At 71.8% G+C, this 19,601-nt stretch carries 21 protein-coding genes; 10 read left to right on the top strand and 11 right to left on the bottom strand.

Annotated features, from left to right (window positions below; genetic code table 11):
* The first annotated feature begins 80 nt into the window (after positions 1-80).
* Entirely contained in the window at positions 81-827 is a 747-nt protein-coding gene (locus tag J2S22_RS14215; protein WP_272777651.1) for a DUF4336 domain-containing protein, read from the top strand.
* Between the two features lie 18 nt (positions 828-845).
* Here the strand turns inward: J2S22_RS14215 and J2S22_RS14210 are convergent, their stop codons facing one another.
* The 7 genes from J2S22_RS14210 to J2S22_RS14180 all read right to left on the bottom strand — a co-directional run bounded on the left by J2S22_RS14210 (position 846) and on the right by J2S22_RS14180 (position 5,858).
* Complete coding sequence (locus J2S22_RS14210) at positions 846-1,241, bottom strand: rhodanese-like domain-containing protein (protein ID WP_272777650.1); 396 nt, start codon at positions 1,239-1,241, stop codon at positions 846-848.
* Positions 1,242-1,336: 95 nt separating this feature from the next.
* Entirely contained in the window at positions 1,337-2,152 is an 816-nt protein-coding gene (locus tag J2S22_RS14205; RefSeq protein WP_272777649.1) for a class I SAM-dependent methyltransferase, read from the bottom strand.
* 163 nt (positions 2,153-2,315) lie between these two features.
* A complete protein-coding gene (locus tag J2S22_RS14200) occupies positions 2,316-2,759 on the bottom strand; it encodes a hypothetical protein (RefSeq protein WP_272777648.1) in 444 nt (147 codons plus the stop codon).
* A 91-nt stretch (positions 2,760-2,850) separates the two neighbouring features.
* A complete protein-coding gene (locus J2S22_RS14195) occupies positions 2,851-3,186 on the bottom strand; it encodes a hypothetical protein (protein ID WP_272777647.1) in 336 nt (111 codons plus the stop codon).
* A 13-nt stretch (positions 3,187-3,199) separates the two neighbouring features.
* The gene (locus tag J2S22_RS14190; RefSeq protein ID WP_272777646.1) at positions 3,200-4,117 is read right to left on the bottom strand and encodes a hypothetical protein; all 918 of its coding nucleotides are present in this window, start codon (positions 4,115-4,117) and stop codon (positions 3,200-3,202) included.
* 15 nt (positions 4,118-4,132) lie between these two features.
* Positions 4,133-4,507, bottom strand: a complete 375-nt coding sequence (locus J2S22_RS14185; RefSeq protein WP_307155837.1) for a hypothetical protein — start codon at positions 4,505-4,507, stop codon at positions 4,133-4,135.
* A 115-nt stretch (positions 4,508-4,622) separates the two neighbouring features.
* Positions 4,623-5,858, bottom strand: a complete 1,236-nt coding sequence (locus J2S22_RS14180; RefSeq protein ID WP_272777644.1) for a helix-turn-helix transcriptional regulator — start codon at positions 5,856-5,858, stop codon at positions 4,623-4,625.
* 114 nt (positions 5,859-5,972) lie between these two features.
* On the opposite strand from J2S22_RS14180, the gene J2S22_RS14175 reads away from it, so the two are divergent.
* Both J2S22_RS14175 and J2S22_RS14170 read left to right on the top strand, forming a co-directional pair.
* A complete protein-coding gene (locus tag J2S22_RS14175) occupies positions 5,973-7,046 on the top strand; it encodes an AraC family transcriptional regulator (protein WP_272777643.1) in 1,074 nt (357 codons plus the stop codon).
* 41 nt (positions 7,047-7,087) lie between these two features.
* The gene (locus tag J2S22_RS14170; protein ID WP_111357660.1) at positions 7,088-7,300 is read left to right on the top strand and encodes a hypothetical protein; all 213 of its coding nucleotides are present in this window, start codon (positions 7,088-7,090) and stop codon (positions 7,298-7,300) included.
* Between the two features lie 55 nt (positions 7,301-7,355).
* On the opposite strand, the gene J2S22_RS14165 is transcribed toward J2S22_RS14170, so the two are convergent.
* Positions 7,356-7,535: a hypothetical protein gene (locus J2S22_RS14165; protein ID WP_272777642.1), complete on the bottom strand. Its 180-nt coding sequence runs from the start codon at positions 7,533-7,535 to the stop codon at positions 7,356-7,358.
* A gap of 267 nt (positions 7,536-7,802) precedes the next feature.
* On the opposite strand from J2S22_RS14165, the gene J2S22_RS14160 reads away from it, so the two are divergent.
* Positions 7,803-7,982, top strand: a complete 180-nt coding sequence (locus J2S22_RS14160; protein WP_272777641.1) for a hypothetical protein — start codon at positions 7,803-7,805, stop codon at positions 7,980-7,982.
* 21 nt (positions 7,983-8,003) lie between these two features.
* On the opposite strand, the gene J2S22_RS14155 is transcribed toward J2S22_RS14160, so the two are convergent.
* Together J2S22_RS14155 and J2S22_RS14150 are read right to left on the bottom strand one after the other, a co-directional pair.
* Positions 8,004-9,125, bottom strand: a complete 1,122-nt coding sequence (locus J2S22_RS14155; RefSeq protein WP_272777640.1) for a pyridoxal phosphate-dependent aminotransferase — start codon at positions 9,123-9,125, stop codon at positions 8,004-8,006.
* Between the two features lie 123 nt (positions 9,126-9,248).
* The gene (locus tag J2S22_RS14150; RefSeq protein WP_272777639.1) at positions 9,249-10,166 is read right to left on the bottom strand and encodes a LysR family transcriptional regulator; all 918 of its coding nucleotides are present in this window, start codon (positions 10,164-10,166) and stop codon (positions 9,249-9,251) included.
* Between the two features lie 245 nt (positions 10,167-10,411).
* On the opposite strand from J2S22_RS14150, the gene J2S22_RS14145 reads away from it, so the two are divergent.
* The 5 genes from J2S22_RS14145 to J2S22_RS14125 all read left to right on the top strand — a co-directional run bounded on the left by J2S22_RS14145 (position 10,412) and on the right by J2S22_RS14125 (position 17,139).
* On the top strand, positions 10,412-11,815 hold the full coding sequence (locus tag J2S22_RS14145) for a sodium:solute symporter family protein (RefSeq protein WP_272777638.1): 1,404 nt from the start codon (positions 10,412-10,414) through the stop codon (positions 11,813-11,815).
* A 402-nt stretch (positions 11,816-12,217) separates the two neighbouring features.
* Positions 12,218-13,366 carry an ABC transporter substrate-binding protein gene (locus tag J2S22_RS14140; protein WP_272777731.1) on the top strand — a complete coding sequence of 383 codons (1,149 nt, stop codon included), beginning with the start codon at positions 12,218-12,220 and terminating at the stop codon, positions 13,364-13,366.
* Positions 13,367-13,646: 280 nt separating this feature from the next.
* The gene (locus J2S22_RS14135) at positions 13,647-15,620 is read left to right on the top strand and encodes an ABC transporter permease (RefSeq protein WP_272777637.1); all 1,974 of its coding nucleotides are present in this window, start codon (positions 13,647-13,649) and stop codon (positions 15,618-15,620) included.
* Positions 15,617-16,414: an ABC transporter ATP-binding protein gene (locus J2S22_RS14130; RefSeq protein WP_272777636.1), complete on the top strand. Its 798-nt coding sequence runs from the start codon at positions 15,617-15,619 to the stop codon at positions 16,412-16,414. The genes J2S22_RS14135 and J2S22_RS14130 overlap by 4 nt, the downstream gene beginning before the upstream one ends.
* A complete protein-coding gene (locus J2S22_RS14125; RefSeq protein ID WP_272777635.1) occupies positions 16,414-17,139 on the top strand; it encodes an ABC transporter ATP-binding protein in 726 nt (241 codons plus the stop codon). The genes J2S22_RS14130 and J2S22_RS14125 overlap by 1 nt, the downstream gene beginning before the upstream one ends.
* A 202-nt stretch (positions 17,140-17,341) precedes the next feature.
* Here the strand turns inward: J2S22_RS14125 and J2S22_RS14120 are convergent, their stop codons facing one another.
* Positions 17,342-18,115: a ferredoxin--NADP reductase gene (locus tag J2S22_RS14120; protein ID WP_272840713.1), complete on the bottom strand. Its 774-nt coding sequence runs from the start codon at positions 18,113-18,115 to the stop codon at positions 17,342-17,344.
* A 172-nt stretch (positions 18,116-18,287) separates the two neighbouring features.
* On the opposite strand from J2S22_RS14120, the gene J2S22_RS14115 reads away from it, so the two are divergent.
* Positions 18,288-19,481: an amidohydrolase family protein gene (locus J2S22_RS14115; RefSeq protein WP_272840714.1), complete on the top strand. Its 1,194-nt coding sequence runs from the start codon at positions 18,288-18,290 to the stop codon at positions 19,479-19,481.
* Positions 19,482-19,601 lie beyond the last annotated feature (120 nt).

The raw sequence follows: 19,601 nt of genomic DNA, 5'->3' as shown, positions 1-19,601 counted from the left end.
TCTCCGGAGTCGGTTGACCCCGGAACGCGGGGGCGACGCCGGTCGGCGTCCGCACGCCTGGACAATCACTCGGAGGTTGAGTGTCCGACGAGCCGCATCGCGCCGTCTATCCGCCGCTCGACACCCTGAAGCCGGTGGCGGACGACGTGTGGATCGTCGACAGCGGTCCGCTGCACGCGATGGGGCTCGCCCTGCCGGTGCGGATGACCGTGGTCCGCCTGCGCGGCGGCGAGGTCTGGCTGCACTCGCCGACCCGGCACGATCCGGGCCTGCAGCGGGCGATCGAGGCGATCGGGCCGATCCGCCACTTGGTGGCGCCCAACGTCGCGCACTGGTCGTTCCTGAAGGACTGGCGCACCGCCTGCCCGGACGCGACGACCTGGGCGGCGCCGGGTCTTCGCGCGCGAACGCCCGTGAAGACTTCGGGCGTGCGGCTCGACCACGACCTCGGCCCGGCGGCGCCGGCGGCCTGGGCCGGCGAGATCGAGCAGCGCGTCGTCCCGGGCGGGTTCGGGGTGACCGAGGTGGCGTTCCTCCACGTCCCGAGCCGCACTCTGGTGTTGACCGACCTGATCGAGAATCTCGAGCCGGAGAAGATCGGGCCGATCGCCCGGCCGCTGCTGCGGCTCGCCGGAGCGACGGCGCCGGACGGCCGCGCCCCGGCCCATCTGCGCTTCGCCATCAACCGGCGCCGGCCCGCGGCGCAGGCCGCGGCCCGCGAGATCGCGGCCTGGGAGCCCGCGCGCGTGATCTTCGCGCACGGGCGCTGGTTCGATCGCGACGGAGCGGCGCGGCTCCGCCGGTCCTTCCGGTGGCTGCTCGACTGACCGCCGCGCCCGGCGTCGTCACATGCCGGTGTCGAGCGGCTTCTCGACGGCGCCGCCGGCCGCCACCCAGTCCTTGAACGCGCCGAGATTGTAGACGCGGTCGTAGCCGAAGTCCTTCAGCACCTTGGCGGCCAGCGCCGAGCGGCCGCCCGAGGCGCAGTAGAGGATGACCGGCTTCGCCTTGTCGAACGCCTTGTCGTGGTAGGGCGACTCCGGATCGGCCCGGAACTCCAGCATGCCGCGCGAGACATGGACGGCGCCGGCCACCTTGCCGCTGCTGGCGAGCTCGGGCGCGTCGCGCACGTCGACGATCAGCACGCCGCCGTTCTTCATCATCTGCGTCGCCTCGTCGGGCGTGATCTTCGGCACCACGGCATTCGCCGCCGCCAGCATCTCCTTGACGCTTCCGGCCATTCCGCACTCCATCGTTCCGGTGGGGGTGATATTCGAGAGCCTGTAGCCGTCCGCGCGCCGCAGCGCAACGCCGGATCGGAGACGGAGCCGGCACGTCACGACGCGACCACGACGGCCTCGAGGTATTCGCTCGGCACGACCAGACTGCCGGGGCCGGCGCGGTTCATGGCGGTCAGCAGCGCGACCAGCTCGGTCCGCAGCGCCGCGCGGGCGGCCGGCTCGAGCATCTCGAAGACCCGGCACACCGGCCCGTAATAAGTCCTGAACACGTCGATCCAGTGGTCCGGCGAGCGGTAGCGGAAGGTGAAGACACGCTTGGTCGCCCTGATGCGGCCGTCGGGGAACAGCTCGTCGAGGCGCTCCGCGGTGCCCCACAGCGTCGGCGACCTGAGGCCCGGCGGCGGCGGCACGAAACGGCCGAGCGTCGCGAGGAGCTGGCCGATGAAGCCGTCCGGCGTCCAGCAGGCGAGCCCGATGCGCCCGCCCGGCCGCACGACGCGGGCCAGCTCGGCGGCCGCCGTGTCCTGGTCCGGCGCGAACATCACGCCGAAGGTCGACAGCACGAGGTCGAAGCTCGCCTCCGGGAACGGGAGCGACTCGGCGTCTGCGAGCCGGAACGTCACCGGCAGGCGCTCGGCGACGGCGCGCTCGCGGCCGCGGTCGAGCAGCGCACCGACATAGTCGACCGAGGTCACGTCGGCGAAGTGACGGGCGGCCGCGAGCGTCGCGTTGCCGTTGCCGGCGGCGACGTCGAGCACGCGCTCGCCGGCGCGCAGGTCGACGGCCTCGCACAGGCGCTCGCCGACGATCTGCAGCGTGGTGCCGACCACGGCGTAGTCGCCGGCCGCCCAGACGGCGCGCTGGCGCTGCTTGATCGCGGGGATGTCCGGAACGACGAGAAGTGTGGTCACGGGGGGTGGTTCCTCGGTTGGACCGTCGGGCTCGATCGCGCCGCATGCGAGGCGATCGCCCCGCACGGTCGGGACACAGGGTGATGGCATCTGGAGACGAGGCGGCGGGACATGCCCCGCCACGGGGTCCGCCCGATCCGGCGGACGGCCGCCGGTCAGTGGGTCAGTAGATGACTCCGCCGCCGGTCGGCGGTGCCGGGGGTGGCGGCAGCGGCGTGCCGGTCGCGGCCGGCGCCTGCGGCGAGAAGCCGGGGCCGGCGTCGAGAATGCCGCCGCCCGGCGGAGCGTGCTTCCCGGCCGGCGCCCGGGTGTCGTTCAGGACACCGACGACGGGATTGCCCGCGACCGCACGGCCAGGATAGGTGCCGACGCAGTTGTTGTTGTTGTCGCACGCGATGATGCACTTGCCGCCCTTGCCGTTGCAGTTCTCCTTCACGCAGCCGTAGCCCCCGCCGTCCATGTGGACGCCGAACTGGCCGCCGACCTTGGAGCAGGCGATCCGGACCTGGGTGACGGTCGCCGTGAGATTGATCTTCTTGGCGGCCGCGACGCCGCCCATGGCGAGCGTCGCGGCGAGGATGGCGAGAGCCAGGACGGGTGTTCGCATGGGAGCTCCTCTCGTCGGGTGGACCGGGGGCGGCGCGTTCCGCGCGCGACCCGTTGTGCGGATCGTGGAGCCGATACGGACTCGGTGGCGGTCACGGGATCGGCGGTGGCGGTGGCGGCGGCAGCGGCGTTCCGGTCGGCGCCGGCCCGAGCTGATCGGGCAGGAGCTGGTGCGGATAACGCCAGCGCAGGTCGAGGACCGGGAGCACCGGAAACGCCGCCTGCGAGATCTTCGGCTGGGCGAAGACGATCGCGGCCTGCCGGGCCGTCTCGGCGAGCGTCGCGTCGACGCAGACGCCGCTGCCGGTGCGGCCTTCGCCGCAGCCCGCCTGCGCGGCGAGCGGATCCCCGCCGACCACGAGCAGCCCCGCCGCCAGCAGCACGCGGCGCATCACCGCGCCGCCCTGTCCGGATCTCGTCGTGATCATCCCGCCGCTCCTCTCAGAACTTCGCGTTGATGCCGAGGGCGATCTGCCAGCCGCGGCTCGACACCACCGGCACGGCCGAGCCGGCGACGAAATCGTTGGCGAGCACGCTGAACACCTTGCCGTCGAGCGCGTCGCGGGCGTTCTCGTGCACCCAGACGTGCTCCATCCGGGCGTTGATCGTCACGCTGTCGGAGGCGGCGAGGTAGGCGATGCCGCCCGCCGTCCAGCGCTGCTTGGCGGGCACGAACTGCAGCGTCACCGAGTCGTAGGAATTGTCGTCGCGATAGAGAAAGCTGCCGGTCGGCCCGAGCCACAGCGGCCCGACCGGCACGAGGTGCTGCAGGCCGATCCGGTAGACGTCGGAATTGGTGCTCGCCGGCTCGGTGACCAGTGCCGAGGCGCCGAGGAACAGCACCTCGTTGCGCAGCGCGTGCGCGAACGCCGCCGTCACGGTGGTCGCGCCGAAGCCGCCCTGCCAGACATGGCCGAGCGTCGCCGCGACCAGGTAGCGACGCCCGGCGCGGTAGAGCGTCACGCCGTTCTGGACCGTCTCGGTCTCTTCCGAGATCGAGCCGAGCAGGCTCGCCGACCAGCGCGGGTCGCGCCAGGCGAGCGCCGCCGTCACGGTGCCGACGTCGCCGGGATCGAGCGTGGTCGCCGACTGCGTCGCCGCCGGCGGCAGAGACGGATCGGCCGGCGTCAGCGGGCTCTCGCGGTCGAACTTGCCGCGCCGGGTGACGCCGACGCTCGCCGTGAAGACGAGGTGCTCGCCGAGCGGCACGTTGGCGCCGAGCGTCGGGCCGATGTTCCAGCCCTCGCCGTAGCTCGACAGCGCGACGAGATCGGGATCCATGCGGGTGTTGGCCGCCGTCCCGAACAGCGCGGACTGCCCGGTCGGGATGTTGACGGCGAGCGAGACGAAGGGCTGCACGCCGCGCCAGCCGAGCTAGGTGAAGGTGCCGGACGCGACCGTGTCGGTCGGGGTCGCCACCTCGCCGGCGAGCCCGACCGTCGACTGTCGGGCCGTCACCCAGCCGCCGCGGGCGAGCAGCTCGACCTTGAGATCGTCGCCCGGCAGGCCGACGAGCTGCAGGGCGGCCGGCACGTAGAGCTGCGTGCCGGCGCCGCCGTTCGCCGCCACCGTGGTCGGCGTGCCGCGGGTGCCGGACCACGAGAACCACCGCGCCTCGCTGGCGAAGGTCGCGGCCCAGCCGCCCGATGCCATCGCCACCGAGAGCGGCGGCGCCATGTCGGCCGCCTGCCCGGCGGAGGCCACCGCCGCGACGACTCCGGCCAGGACCAGCGTTTGTCTGCGCGCCACCATCGCCTCGTCTCCCCTGCGCCGCGGCCGGGCCGCGGCCATGCAGGAGCCCTTATGGCCAACCGGCAGCGCCGCGGCGTCATCCGAACGGACGACGACGCGGCCCGACGCGCGTTCAGCGGCCGGGCGGGGCGAAGCCGGCGACGAGCTTCACCAGATCGGCCTGGCGGCGGGTCCCGGTCTTCTCGAACAGGCGGCGCAGATGGGTCTTGGCGGTCGTCTCGGAGATGCCGAGCGTGGCGGCGAGGTCGGCGACGCCGCCCGCCTCGAACACGGCGAGCAGCACCTTCAGCTCGCTCGGCGTCAGGCCGTAGAGCCGGGCGATCGCCTCGGGCGCCGCCGGCGGCTCGATGCGGGCGCGGCACACGAACACCGCCGCGGTGGCCGCGTAGCCGGCGCCGGCCCGGCGGCGGGCCCCGGCGGTCAGCGGCAGCACATGGGCGACGTGATGCCGGTCGTCCGGCCCGGGCAGCGGCAGGCTGGCGCCGCCCTCGCCGCCGTCTCCGGCCGCCGCCGCCGCGGCCGCGGCCGCGGCCGCGAGTGTGCCCTGGAGCAGCCGGTCGGACTCGCCGTCGGCGGCGAGGAGGCGGCCGCGCGCCGCCCGCATCACCGTCCCCTCCGCCACCATGGCGTGGCCGGCCCGGTTGGCGTGCACGATGCGGCCCGTCGCGTCGACCAGAAAGGTCGCCGCCACGAGGCTGTCGAGCGTGTCCGCGAAGGTCGCGGCCTCGGCACGGCCGAGCGTGACGGTGCGGCCGATCTGCACGGCGCGGCGGACATGCGGGGCGAGCAGCCGCATGCGGTGGCGGGCGCCCTCGTCGGCGAGGCCGTCGCGGGCGTGGCGGAACACGCTGAACACGGCGTAGCTCGTCGCCGACTTCTCCAGCACGGTCGTCACCTGGTCGACCAGCCCCTGCGGCGCCACCCATTCGGCGTAGAAGCGCGACTGCAGGAACTCGTCGTAGGGCAGGATGTCGGGCGTGTTCACCACCTCGCCGACGCCGCAGAAGAAGAAGCCCGGCGTGGTCGGGTCGATCTTCACGTAGCCGTCGAGATAGGAGCGCTTGAACGCGTCGTCGATGCCGACCCCGTGGGTGATCTCGGCGGTGCGATGCACCGAGTCCTTAGAGTAGACGCTGGCCGCGCAGCCGCCGACGAAGGCGGCCGCCTTGTGCAGGACGCCCGGCCACAGCCCGTCGTCGAGAGCGGCGTCGTAGACGTCGCCGATCAGATCCGACAGCGCCGCGTCGGACCGGCCGGGCGGTGCCGCACCGGAGTCGAGCGGGCCGGCGAAACCGGCTATGATCGGAGCCTCGGCCGGGCCGGCGGCCGACCCGTGAGACCGCGGCACGGCAGAACCGTGCGGCGATCCGGAGCGACAGACAGTCATGCGCACGTGTCGTCCTTGCGCCCCCAGTGCACCTCCCCGGACCTGCATCGATAGCGACCCCGGAGTCCCGGCGGAATGACCGGCCGGCCCGAAAACCCGACCGATCGTCCGGCCGACACCTCTGCGGCGGAGCGGCCCGCGGCCGGTGGCGATCCGCTGTCCGACCTGCTGCGTTCGGTGCGGCTGGTCGGCGGCGTGTTCCTCGACGCGCGCTTCACGGCGCCGTGGAGCATCTCGGCCCGGATGACGGCGGAGGACTGCCTGCCGTTCCTGAAGGCGCCGGCCCAGCTCGTCGCCTATCACGTCGCGGTGTCGGGCCGGTTCGCGCTGATCATCGACGGCGAGCCGCCGCTCGAGGTGCGGCCCGGCGAGATCGTGCTGCTGCCGCGCAACGACGTCCACGTGATGGCGAGCGCGCCCGACGTCGTGCCGGTCAGCGCCCGCGCGCTGATCCGGCCGGCCGAGGACGGCGGCCTCGCCCATATCGACCACGGCGGCGGCGGCGACGAGACCCGCATGGTCTGCGGCTTCCTCGCCACCGAGGACGTGCACGTCGCGCTCGCCGCGGTGCTGCCGCGGGTGCTGAAGGTCGACATCCGCGAGGCGGCGTCGCGCGACCTCATCGAGGCCTCGGTGCGGTTCGCCGCGAACGAGCTCGCGAGCGGCCGGCTCGGCTCGTCGGAGGTGATGTCGCGCCTGTCCGAGCTCCTGCTCGCCGAGGCGATGCGCCACGCCACCGCGGCGCGGGCCGCCGACGCCGGCCTGCTGCGCGGCCTCGCCGACCCGCAGATCGGCCGCGCCCTCGCCCTCATCCACCGCGATCTCGCGGCGCCGTGGTCGGCCGACCGGCTCGCCCGGGCGGCGGGCCTGTCGCGCACCGCCTTCGTCGAGCGGTTCGGCCGCCTCGTCGGCATGCCGCCGATCCGCTATCTCACCGCCGGCCGGCTGGAGACCGCCCGGCTCCAGCTGCGCGAGACGGCGAGGAGCGCGGCGCAGATCGCCCACGCGGTCGGCTACGAGTCCGAGGAGGCGTTCAGCCGCGCCTTCAAGCGCGCCTTCGGCCTGTCGCCGGCCGCCTGGCGCAGGACGCGCGCCGACGCGGACGGCGGCGAGACGTCACGCGCCGGGTACGCCAGAGAGTCGAAATAGAGTCTTTTCCGTACACATTTGGTCGGGTTAACGTTTCGGTCATGGCCACCGAGAAAGCCGAGACCGACCGAATCCCGATCACGCTGTCGCTGGCGACGATCGGCTACCTGGAGCGCCTGGTGCGCCAGGGCACGCACGGCACCAGCGTGCCGGGCGTCGCCCGCACGCTGATCGAGGAAGGCATCCGCAACGCCATCAAGGACGGGCTGCTGGCGATCCGGGACAACTCCCGCAACAACAACCACCACGATTGAGGGCCGCGGACGGCACCGACGGCCGGGCGGGCGCCGGGCGGGCCCGCCGGGCCGTTCAGTGCGGCGCCGGCTCGCGGCATCCGCAGGCCGGCCGGCTGAGCCAGTACCAGGCGAGGCCGGCGAACGCCCCGGCCGCGACCAGGATGGCGAGGCCGAGTCCGTCGGGACGCCGTGCCCACGGCATCGCGCCGGTCCACAGGACGGCGAACAGCACGGCGGAGACGGCACGCGGCATCGGACACTCCTCGATGCCGCGAGAGTGCCGGGCGGACGCGATGCCCACCGTGAGGTGCCTCACACGGCCGGCCGTGCCGCTGCGGAGCCGGCGGACCGAAATACCCGCCCCGCGTGTGCCGCATGGAACGTGGCGCCGCCGTCCGGGTTGTCCAGCATCGGTTTTCCGCCGGCTCGGCAGCGGCCCGCCGGCAGCGACGCGTCTCTCGGCCATGGCGGACAGTCCGCCGCGATCGCCCTGCCCGCCTCGCGAATCGGGAGAATCCGGATGAGCGATCGGCGACACAGCCCGGAGCATGAACAGAATCCGTCGGGCGGCCTCGGGGCCGCCGAGCGGTCCGTCATCCGGGCGGCCGCCATCGACCTGATGCTGCACCTCGCCCGCACGCTGCCGGCGCAGGTCCGCCGGCCCCGCAGGCGCTCCGAGCCCAGACCCGGCCCGACCTGAGCGCCGGGCCGGCCGGCGGGATCACGCCCGCGCCGCCTCGGCGAGGGCCGCCGGCAGCTCGTCCGCCAGAATGTCCAGCTCGCCGGGCCGGCCGCATCCGATCCGGATGCAGCGGTCGAGCGGCGCGACGCCCGGCATCCGCACGAACACGTCGCGCGCCACCAGGGCCTGCAGCACGCGGCGGGCGAAGGCGCCGTCGCGCCCGCAGTCCACCGTGACGAAATTGGTCGCCGACGGCAGCGGCGACAGCCCGTTCCGCCGCGCGATCTCGCCGATGCGGTCCCGCGCCGCCGCGACCGCGCCGCGCACCCGCGGCACGTGGTCCGCATCGCGGATCGCCGCCAGCGCGCCGGCCTGGCTGACCCGGCTGATGCCGAAATGGTTGCGGACCTTGTCGAACCCCGCGATCAGCGCCGGCGCCCCGATGGCGTAGCCGACCCGGATCCCGGCGAGGCCGTGCGCCTTCGAGAAGGTGCGCAGGCGCAGCACCCGCGGATCGTCCGGATCGAGCACGGGCGAGACGCCGTCGGGCGCGAACTCCGCATAGGCCTCGTCGAGCAGCAGGAGCGTGCCGTCCGGGACGGCCTCGACCATGCGGCGGATGTCCCCGGCCGGCCACCAGGTGCCCATCGGGTTGTCGGGATTGGCGATGTAGACGAGCGGGGCTTTCTCCCGGCGCACGGCGTCGACCAGCGCCTGCGGGTCCTCGCGGTCGTCCCGATACGGCACCGTGACGAGCCGCCCGCCGAAGCCGGCGACGTGGAAGTTGAACGTCGGATAGGCGCCGAGCGACGACACCACCGGCATGCCGGGCTCGACCAGCATGCGCACGACGAGCCCGAGAATGCCGTCGATCCCCTCGCCGACATGGACGTTCGCGGGAGAGACGCCGTGCGCGGCCGCCACGGCGTGCCGGAGGTCGTGGCTCTCGGGGTCGCAGTACTTCCACGCCTCGGCCGCCTCCGCCTGCATGGCGGCGACCGCCTTCGGCGACGGCCCGAAGGCGTTCTCGTTCGCCCCGATGCGGGCGCGGAAGACCTTGCCGCGGGCCCGCTCCTGGGTCTCGGGGCCGACGAAGGGCACGGTGGCGGGCAGGCTGTCGACGAGCGCGGTGAAGCGGGCGGCGGTGAAGCGGGCGGGCATGAGCGGGACCGGAGCGGTGCGGCGGGGGCGCCCGTGTGTGCCGCCGGCGCAGCACCGTGGCAACCGAAATCGCGAGCAGAGAACGGGCCCGCCGCGACGCCGGCCGCCGCGGTATCGCCGTTCTCAATCCAGACGCACCGGCAGAACGGTTTCGCCGCGGGCGCGCAGCACCCGGACGAAGCTGCGCACCACGGCGGCGTTGCCGCTGCGCCGGAAGGCCGCGACGAGCTCCGCGAAGACCTCGCAGTCGGCGAGCGGGCGATAGACGACGTCGGGCAGCCGCACCCGCTGCAGCGACGACGGCACCGCCGCGACCGCGAGCCCGACGCCGACGAGGTTCAGGACCGAGATGAAGTCGCGCACATGGTGGACGATGCGCGGCGAGAACCCGCCGGCGCGGCCGATCGCCATGGTGTGGCCGCCGAAGCCGACGCGGTCGTCGGCCTGCGGCACGGCGAAGTCCTCGTCGGCGAGCCGCGCCGCCGGGATCGCGCCCGCGTCGACGGCGAGCGGATGATCGGCCCGCAGGGCCAGGAGGATCGGCTCGCGCAGCTGCGGCAGGACGGCGAGGCCGGGCGGATAGTCGGGCCGCGGCCTGAGAAATCCGACGTCGATGCGGCCCTCCTCCAGAGCCTCGAGCTGGCGCCAGGTCTCCATCTCGGTGAGCGAGACGGTGACGCCCGGCCGCTCGCGCCGATGGTGGAACACGGCGGACGGCAGGAGGCCCGACCAGGTGGCGGAGGCGACGTAGCCGATCTCCAGCCGGCCCCGCTCGCCGCGCCCGGCCTGCCGCACCACCAGCTCGGCCCGCTCGAACCGGGCGAGCGCGGCGCGCGCCTCGTCGAGGAACAGCGCGCCCGCCGCGGTGAGGCGGATCGGCGCGCGCTTGTGCCGCTCGAGCAGCCGCACGCCGAGCTCCTGCTCGAGGCCGGCGACCTGCCGGCTCACCACCGACTGGGCGAGCCGCAGCCGCTCGGCCGCACGGCCGAAATGCAGCTTCTCGGCGACCTCGACGAAACAGCGGACCGATTTGAGGTCCATGCGGGGTTCTCCTCGGCGAGGGCCCGGAGACGCGGGCCGCCGCGTCCCCGCCTCCGCGGCGACGAACGGAAACCGCGGCGGCGGCCGCCGCGCGCGGACGAACCAATCTAATCCATTTTCGCGATTAAAAAAACGCAACGCTGCATTGGACGCCGCGCCGCCGCCGGAGCATGGTGCGGTGCACTAACCTTCTGCACACAATCGCAAAAATTGCACACACCCCCACCCGCAAGCGTCCGTTCGAAATGCTCTCGCTGTCGTTCTCCCAGGTCGCCGGCCTCGCCGGCACGGTGCTCCTCGTGGTCGCCTTCGGGGCCTGGTCGTCGCGCAAGGTCCGCTCCGCCCAGGGCTACAGCCTGAACGGCCGCTCGGCCGGCGCCATCCTGATCGCCGGCAGCATCTCGGGGACGGCGGTCGGCGGCTCCTCGACGGTCGGCACCGCCCAGATGGCGGCCTCCTTCGGCCTGTCGGGCTGGTGGTTCACGCTCGGCACCGGCATCGCGCTCCTCGTCCTCGCGGTGTTCTACGCCCGGCCGCTGCGCCGGAGCGGGCTCGAGACCATCCCGCAATATCTGACGATCCCGTACGGCCGCTCGGCCGGCCCGCTGGCGAGCCTCGTCTCGTCGCTCGGCATCCTGTTCAGCGCGGTGGCGAGCGCGCTCGCCGGCATCCATCTGATGGTCGCGATGTTCGGGCTCGCGCCCTGGCTCTCGGCGGTCGTGCTGGTCGCGCTCGTCCTCGCCTACGGCCTGTTCGGCGGGCTGAAGGGCGCCGGCGTCTCCGGTATCCTCAAGATGGCGGTGCTGTGGCTGTCGCTGTGGATCGCCGGCCTCTACGCCGCCGTGTCGCTCGCCCAGCTGCCGGACTTCGACGCGCAGTTTCCGGCCTTTCCGTGGTTCAGCCTGTGGGGCCGCGGCGCCGGCGAGACGCTGTACAACCTGATGTCGCTGATCGTCGGCGTGGTCTGCACCCAGACCTACGTGCAGGCGATCTACGCCGCGTCCGACACCCGCGTCGCCGCGGTCGGCGCCGCGACGGCGGCGCTGATCACCATCCCGATCGGCCTGCCTTCGATCGCGGTCGGCATGTTCATGCATGCCCGCCATCCCGAGCTCGCGCCGGTGCTGGCCCTCCCCGTGTATCTGATCCAGTACCTGCCGGGCGTCCTCGGCGGCATCGGCCTGGCCGGCATCCTGATCTCGGTGGTCGGCTCGATCGCCGGGCTCGCGCTCGGCATCGGCACCATGATGGCCAACGACATCGGCCGCGGCCTGTTCGGTCTCACCGACGACGCGACCATCCTGATGATCAATCGCGCCTGCGTGCTCGGCGTCGGCGCGGTGTCGATGCTGATCGCGCTGTCGGCGCTGGACTCCTACGTGCTCGACTGGAACTACATGTCGATGGCGCTGCGCGGCGCCGCCGTCTTCCTGCCGCTGTCGCTCGCGGTGTTCTGCCCCGGCCGGCTGTCGGCGCCGTGGGCGATCGCCTCGATGATCGGCAGCACCGCCGCGGCGGTCGCGGTCAGGCTCGTGGTGCCGCTGCCGATCAACCCGCTGATGACCGGCCTCGCGGTCAGTGCCGGCGTCGTCGGGATCGGTCTCCTGCGCGGCTCCGCGACGAAGCGCCGCGACCCGCCGGCCGCCTGAGCCGGCTCTCCCGGGCCGTCTTTTTCGCACTGCGGCGAACTGGGAGAAAAGCAGGCACGCGCCCGCGCCATCGCTCATCAAATGGACGCAACAGCCCGGTGCCGGCTCGCTTTTTTCACGGGTGACACGTCCAAACAATATGCAACAATGGCGCGTCGGTGCCTTCGTTTCGTCCTTGCGTGCGGGCGCGGACTTGATACCGTTAGTGTGCTAACGAATTCGCGACCATCGCGGACGACGAGACCAGCTTCGACGGCGCACATCCCCACGGCGCTCACCGCGTCCGCGCCCGAGAGCCGGCGTCCGGGTCGCTGTCGGTCGAGTCGAGCGAAGAGAGGGATCATCGCCGTGTCGAAAACCGTTCCGAGCCGTCACATCCTGGCTGCCGCATTCGCGCTCGCGATGCCCGGACAGCTGCTCGCCGCCGACATCAAGATCGGCGAGATCAACAGCTATTCGGGCCTGCCCGCCTTCACCGAGCCCTACCGCAAGGGCTGGCAGCTCGCGGTCGAGGAGATCAACGCCAAGGGCGGCATCAACGGCGACAAGCTGGTCGTGATCTCCAAGGACGACGCCGGCAAGCCGGCCGACGCCGTGACGGCGGCGAACGAGCTGGTGTCCCGCGAAGGCGTGGTGATGCTCACCGGCGCCTTCTTCTCGCATATCGGCCTCGCCCTCGCGGACTTCGCCGCGCAGAAGAAGATCTACTATCTCGCCGGCGAGCCGCTCACCGACGCGATGGTGTGGTCGAAGGGCAACCACTACACGTTCCGCCTGCGCCCCTCGAACTACATGCAGGCCGCCATGCTGGCCGAGGAGGCCGCCAAGCTGCCGGCCAAGAAGTGGGCGACCGTCGCGCCGAACTACGAGTACGGCCAGTCGGCCGTCGGCGTGTTCAAGAAGCTGCTGTCCGAGAAGCGGCCCGACATCGAGTGGGTCGGCGAGCAGTGGCCGCCGCAGGGCAAGATCGACGCCGGCGCCGTGGTCGAGGCGCTCGCCGCGACCAAGCCGGAGGCGATCCTCAACGTGACGTTCGGCCCCGACCTCGTGAAGTTCGTCCGCGAGGGCAACACCCGCGGCCTGTTCCAGGGCAGGACCGTGGTCAGCTTCCTGACCGGCGAGCCCGAATACATCGACCCGCTGAAGGGCGAGACGCCGGAAGGCTGGCTCGTCACCGGCTATCCCTGGTACGGCATCGACACGCCCGCGCACCAGGCGTTCCTGAAGGCCTATCAGGCGAAGTACAACGACTATCCGCGGCTCGGCTCGGTGGTCGGCTACGCTCTGATGCAGTCGGCCGCCGAGGTGCTCAAGAAGGCGAAGTCGACCGACACCGAGAAGCTGATCGAAGCCACCAAGGGCCTGAAGGTCGGCACGCCGTTCGGCGAGGTGACGTTTCGCGACGTCGACCACCAGTCCACGCTGGGCGCCTTCGTCGGCAAGACCGCCGTCAAGGACGGCAAGGGCGTGATGGTCGACTACAGCTATCGCGACGGCGCCAAGTACCTGCCGAGTGACGCCGAGGTGAAGAAGCTGCGCCCGCAGAACTGAGCTGGCGCGGACAGCACCCTCCGCGGGAGGGACGAGACGCGGGCGCGTGCACGGCACGCACCCGGGGTGGGGGTGAAGCCGGCTCGCATTTCAGCCGCGACGCCCCCTCACCCGGATCGCTTCGCGATCCGGCCTCTCCCCGCGAGCGGAGAGAGGTGATGGCGCCCTCCCCCCGTGCCGTGAATTCGAGAGTTCGCCCGACGGGCCGTCCCGTCACCGCCGCGCTGCGTCGCGGATCTTCGCCGAAACCCCTCGGCCTCCAACCCGATCGTGACCGCCGATGCAGCTCGTCTTCGTGCAATTCATGACCGGCCTCGCGAGCGCGGCCTCGTTGTTCCTGGTCGCCTCCGGTCTGTCCATCATCTTCGGCGTCACCCGCATCGTGAACTTCGCGCACGGCGCGTTCTACATGCTGGGTGCCTACGTCGCCTACACGCTGACCGAACGCCTCGCCGGCGCCTTCGGCTTCTGGTTCTCGCTCGTCGCCGCCGCCGCGATCGTCGCCGTGATCGGCTGCCTGCTCGAGATGGTGCTGCTGCGGCGCATCTATCACGCCCCCGAGCTGTTCCAGCTGCTCGCCACCTTCGGCGTCACCCTGATGGTCGAGGATCTCGTCCTGCTGATCTGGGGGCCCGAGGATCTGGTCGGCCCGCGCGCACCCGGCCTCGCCGGTGCCGTCGAGATGTTCGGCAAGCGCATTCCCTCCTACGACCTGTTCCTCATCGTCCTCGGGCCGCTGGTGCTCGCCGCCCTGTGGGTGCTGTTCCATCGCACCCGATGGGGCGTGCTGGTGCGCGCCGCGACCCACGACCGTTCCATGGTGGCGGCGCTCGGCATCAACCAGAAATGGCTGTTCACCGGCGTGTTCGCGCTCGGCGTCTTCCTCGCCGCGCTCGGCGGCGCCCTGCAGATCCCGCGCGACGCCGTCAACCACTCGATGGATCTGCGGATCATCGTCGAGGCCTTCGTGGTGGTGGTGATCGGCGGCCTCGGCTCCACCACCGGCGCCTTCGTCGCCGCCATCATCGTGTCGCAGCTCAACGCCTTCGGCATCCTGGTCTTCCCCAAGATCTCGCTCGTCCTCGTCTTCATCGTGATGGCGATCGTCCTGGTCGTGCGGCCGTGGGGCCTGTTCGGCAAGATGCCGCCGCCCGCCCAGTCCACGACCGGCGCGACCGTGAGACCGTGGCGCCCGCTCGGCCGCACCGAGCTGATGATCGCCGCCGGGGTGGTGCTTGTCGTCGCGCTGCAGCCGCTGTGGCTGTCCGACTACGCCCTGACGGTCGGCAGCGAGCTGCTGATCTTCACCCTGTTCGCCGCCAGCCTGCACCTGCTGATGACGGTGGGCGGCCTCGCCTCCTTCGGCCACGCCGCCTATTTCGGTCTCGGCTCCTACGGCGCCGCCTTCGCCGTGAAGGCGGCCGGCCTGCCGATGCTGCTGGCGATCCTCGCCGGCCCGGTGCTGGCGGCGGTCGGCGCCGCGATCGTCGGCTGGTTCGCGGTGTCGCTGACCGGCGTCTACTTCGCCATGCTGACGCTCGCCTTCTCGCAGATCGTCTGGTCGATCGCCTTCCAGTGGGTCTCGGTGACGGGCGGCGACAACGGCATCCTCGGCATCTGGCCGGACGCCTTCGCGGCGACGCCGGCGGCCTTCTTCTGGGTGACGCTCGCCTTCGTGGTGCCGGCGCTGGCCTTCCTGCAGATGGTGATCTTCTCGCCCTTCGGATACGCGCTGCGGGCGACGCGCGACTCCGAGCTGCGGGCCGAGGCGATCGGCATCGACCGCAAGCGCACCCAGTGGGTCGCCTTCGTGATGGCGGGCGCCGCGGCCGGGCTCGGCGGCGCGCTGTTCGCCTTCCTGAAGGGCAGCGTGTTTCCCGACGCGATGGGCATCCCGACCTCGGTGGACGGGCTCGTGATGGTGCTGCTCGGCGGCATCGAGACGGTGCTCGGCCCGATCGTCGGCGCCCTGGTGTTCAAGGCGCTGTCGATCTGGCTGATGAGCCAGACCGACTACTCGAAGCTGGTGCTCGGCGCCGCCATCGTCGTCATCGTCCTCGCCTTCCCGAAGGGCATCGTCGGCACCCTCTCCGACTGGCGGGCCCGCTTCGAGGCCCGCCGCGCCGCGGGCCGCGCGCCGGCGGTCGCCGCCGCGGCCGCGGTGGCCGCCGTGGTCGCCGGCGGCGTGGTCGCGTCCGTCGTCGATCAGGCGGGCCCGTCACGGGACACCGCCAGCCAGGAGGCCCAGCCGTGACCCGCCTGCTCGAGGTGCAGAGCCTCTCCAAGTCCTATGCCGGCGTGCAGGCCGTGCGCGACGTCTCGTTCGGCCTCGACCGCGGCGAGATCCTCGCGCTGATCGGCCCGAACGGCGCCGGCAAGAGCACCTGCTTCAACATGCTCAACGGCCAGATCCGGCCCGACGCCGGCGACATCAGCATCGACGGCGAGCCGACGGTCGGCAAGCCGCCGCGTGCGGTGTGGCGCATGGGCGTCGGCCGCACCTTCCAGATCACCGCGACCTTCGCGTCGATGACGGTGCGCGAGAACGTGCAGGTCGCCCTCCTGTCCCACGTCCACGCGCTACGCCGATTCTGGGGCAGCGCCGCCAAGGACGCCGCCGAGGCCGACCGCCTGCTGGCGCTGGTCGGCATGGCCCAGTACGCCGGGCGCGCCGCCGCCGAGCTCGCCTACGGCGACCTCAAGCGGCTCGAGCTCGCCATCGCGCTCGCCAACCGGCCCAAGCTCCTCCTGATGGACGAGCCGACCGCCGGCATGGCGCCGAAGGAGCGCATCGAGCTGATGCGGCTGACCGCCGAGATCGCGCGGCGCGAGGGCATCGGCGTGCTGTTCACCGAGCACGACATGGACGTGGTGTTCGAGCACGCCGACCGCATGATGGTGCTGTCGCGCGGCGCCCTGATCGCGGAGGGACCGCCGGCCGAGGTGCGGCGCGACCCCGAGGTGCAGGCCATCTATCTCGGCGAAGGCCTCGTCTACGACGCCCGCCACCAGGACGCCGCCGGCGTCGCGTCGAAGGGGGCTCACTGATGACCGAACGCCCGCGGACGTCGCAGCTCGACGTCGTCCAGCTCAATGCCTTCTACGGCCAGGCCCACATCCTGTTCGACGTCGAGTTCTCGGTGCACACCGGCGAGGTCGTCGCCCTGCTCGGCCGCAACGGCGCCGGCAAGTCGACCACCTTCCTGTCGATCATGGCCATGGTGGCGCGCCGCACCGGCACGGTGTGGTTCGACGCCGAGGAGATCACGACTCTCCCGACCTACGAAATCGCCCGCCGCGGCCTCGGCTTCGTGCCGGAGAACCGCCGCATCTTCTCGGAGCTGACCGTCGAGGAGAACCTGATGGTCGGCCGCCAGAAGCCGCGCGAGGGCGCGCCGACCTGGGAGCCCGAGAAGCTCTACGAGCTGTTCCCCAACCTCGCCGAGATGCGCAAGCGTCCGGGCGGCCGGATGAGCGGCGGCGAGCAGCAGATGCTCACCATCGCCCGCACCCTGATGGGCAATCCCTCGCTGGTGCTGCTCGACGAGCCGTCCGAAGGCCTCGCCCCGAAGATCGTCGAGCAGATGGCGGCCGCCATCCTGGCGATGAAGAAGGAAGGCCTGTCGATCCTGCTCTCCGAGCAGAACCTGCACTTCGCGCGGCTGATCTCCGACCGCGCCGTGATCATCGAAAAAGGCCGCGTCCAGTTCACCGGCACGCTGGCCGAGCTCGAGGCGCGCCCCGATGTGCGCGATGCCTATCTGGCGGTGTGAGGAGAGCGGCGCGGGGCGCTCCGAATCGGATCCGCTCGCTCCTTCTCTTCACCTCTCCCCTGCGGGGAGAGGCCGGTCTCCACGCGAAGCGTGGAGACCGGGTGAGGGGGTGCCGAGCCATCCGACGGGCGCCGTAAACCCTCACCCCGGTCGCGAGCTGCGCTCGCGCCCGACCCTCCCCCTCAGGGGGAGGGTCGGGCCGTCACTTCTCCGCGAAGGCCTTCTCGATCACGTAGTCGCCGGGCTCGCCGGTGTTGCCTTCCGTGAAGCCGAGGCCTTCCAGGATCGGCGTCATGTCGGCGAGCAGGGCCGGGCTGCCGCACATCATCACGCGGTCGCGCACCGGATCGAGCGCCGGGAGGCCGATGTCCTCGAACAGCTTGCCGGTCGTGATCAGGTGGGTGATGCGGCCGCGGTTGCGGAACTCCTCGCGCGTCACCGTGGGATAGTAGATCAGCTGCCGCGAGATCATCTCGCCCAGGAACTCGTCCTGCGGCAGCTCCTCCTCGATCTTCTGCCGGTAGGCGAGCTCGGCGACGGTGCGCACGCCGTGCACCAGCACCACCTTCTCGAACCGCTCGAAGGTGTCGGGATCCCGGATGGTCGACATGAACGGCGCGAGGCCCGTGCCGGTGGCGAGCAGATACAGCGTTTCGCCCGCCTTCAGATTGTCGATCACCAGCGTGCCGGTCGCCTTGCGGCCGATGACGATGCGGTCGCCCGGCCTGATCTGCTGCAGCCGCGAGGTGAGCGGCCCGTTCGGCACCTTGATCGAGAAGAAGTCGAGGACGTCGGCGTAGTGCGGCGACGCGATCGAGTAGGCGCGCATGAGCGGACGGCCCTCGGTCGGCAGCCCGAGCATGACGAACTGGCCGCTCTTGAACCTGCAGCCGGGGTCGCGGGTGGTCGAGAAGCTGAAGAGCCTGTCGGTCCAGTGGTGAACGTCGAGGACCTGCTCTTCGAAGAAGTTGCTCATGGATCGAACCTTCGAGGAATTCCAGGAAGCCGGGAGTTCCGGTCGCCGTCTTGGCGGCCGACATTCGTTAGTGTACTAACAATATGACGGAGCCGCGGCAGCCTTGTCAACGGCCCGAAAGGGCCGGATAGCGGGGCGATCGTGGTCCGTCCAGCAACGAGGAGAAGAAACCATGGCTCACGACGCTCCGACGGGACCCGCCGGCCCGACCAAGCTGGTCATCCGCAACATCGGGCTCCTGCTCTCGGGCGCGATGGAGAACCCGATCCTCGACGCCGACACCATCGTCGCGGTGGACGGAAGGATCTCCGCGATCGGCCGGCTGAAGGACGTCGACGTCGAGGGCGCCACCACGGTGGTGGACGCCAACGGCACCGTGGTGAGCCCGGGCCTGATCGACAGCCACGTGCACCCGGTCGCAGGTGACTGGACGCCGCGGCAGAATCAGCTCGGCTGGATCGATTCCACGTTGCACGGCGGCGTCACGACGATGATCTCGGCGGGCGAGGTGCACACCCCCGGACGGCCGCGCGACATCGTCGGCCTCAAGGCCATGGCGATCACGGCGCAGCGCTGCTTCGACGCGTTCCGGGTGGCGGGCGTGAAGCTGCACGCCGGCGCGCCGGTGCTGGAGCACGGCATGGTCGAGGACGACTTCAGGGAGCTCGCCGCCGCCGGCGTGAAGCTGCTCGGCGAGGTCGGGCTGGGCGGCGTCAAGGACGGCGCCAATGCGCGACAGATGGTCGCGTGGGCCCGCAAGTACGGCATCCAGTCGACCATCCACACCGGCGGCCCGTCGATCCCCGGCTCCGGCCTGATCGGCGCCGACATGGTGCTGGAAGCGGACACCGACGTGGTCGGCCATATCAACGGCGGCCACACCGCCCTGCCCGACCGCGAGATCCGGTGCATCTGCGAGGGCTGCCGGCGCGGCCTGGAGATCGTCCACAACGGCAACGAGCGCGCCGCGCTCTACACGCTGCGCACCGCCCGCGAGCTCGGCCAGCTGGAGCGCGTCATCCTCGGCACCGACGGGCCGGCCGGCTCGGGCGTGCAGCCGCTCGGCATCATCCGCATGGTGTCGATGCTCTCCTCGCTCGGCGAGGTGCCGGCCGAGATCGCCTTCTGCTTCGCCACCGGCAACACGGCGCGCATGCGCTCGCTCGACGTCGGCCTGGTCGAGGTCGGCCGCGCTGCCGACTTCGTGATCATGGACAAGGCCCAGCACTCCGCCGGCAAGGACTTTCTGGAGTCGATCCAGCTCGGCGACCTGCCCGGCATCGGCATGACCATCATCGACGGCCTCGTGCGGACGACGCGCAGCCGCAACACCCCGCCGGCGACGAAGGTGCCCGCCGTGGTGTGACGGCCGGCAGGGCGCAACGAGCGGAGAGACTGGGCAAGAATCGGCGGGTCGAGCTGATGTAAGATTCGTCTTATGACGAATCGCCCGTTCAAGACCGGCGTCAGCCGGGCGCAGCCGAGC

Origin of the sequence: Rhodoplanes tepidamans, assembly GCF_030813915.1 — a bacterium.
Taxonomy (GTDB): domain Bacteria; phylum Pseudomonadota; class Alphaproteobacteria; order Rhizobiales; family Xanthobacteraceae; genus Rhodoplanes; species Rhodoplanes tepidamans.
This window is presented reverse-complemented; position numbering and strand designations above follow the sequence as displayed.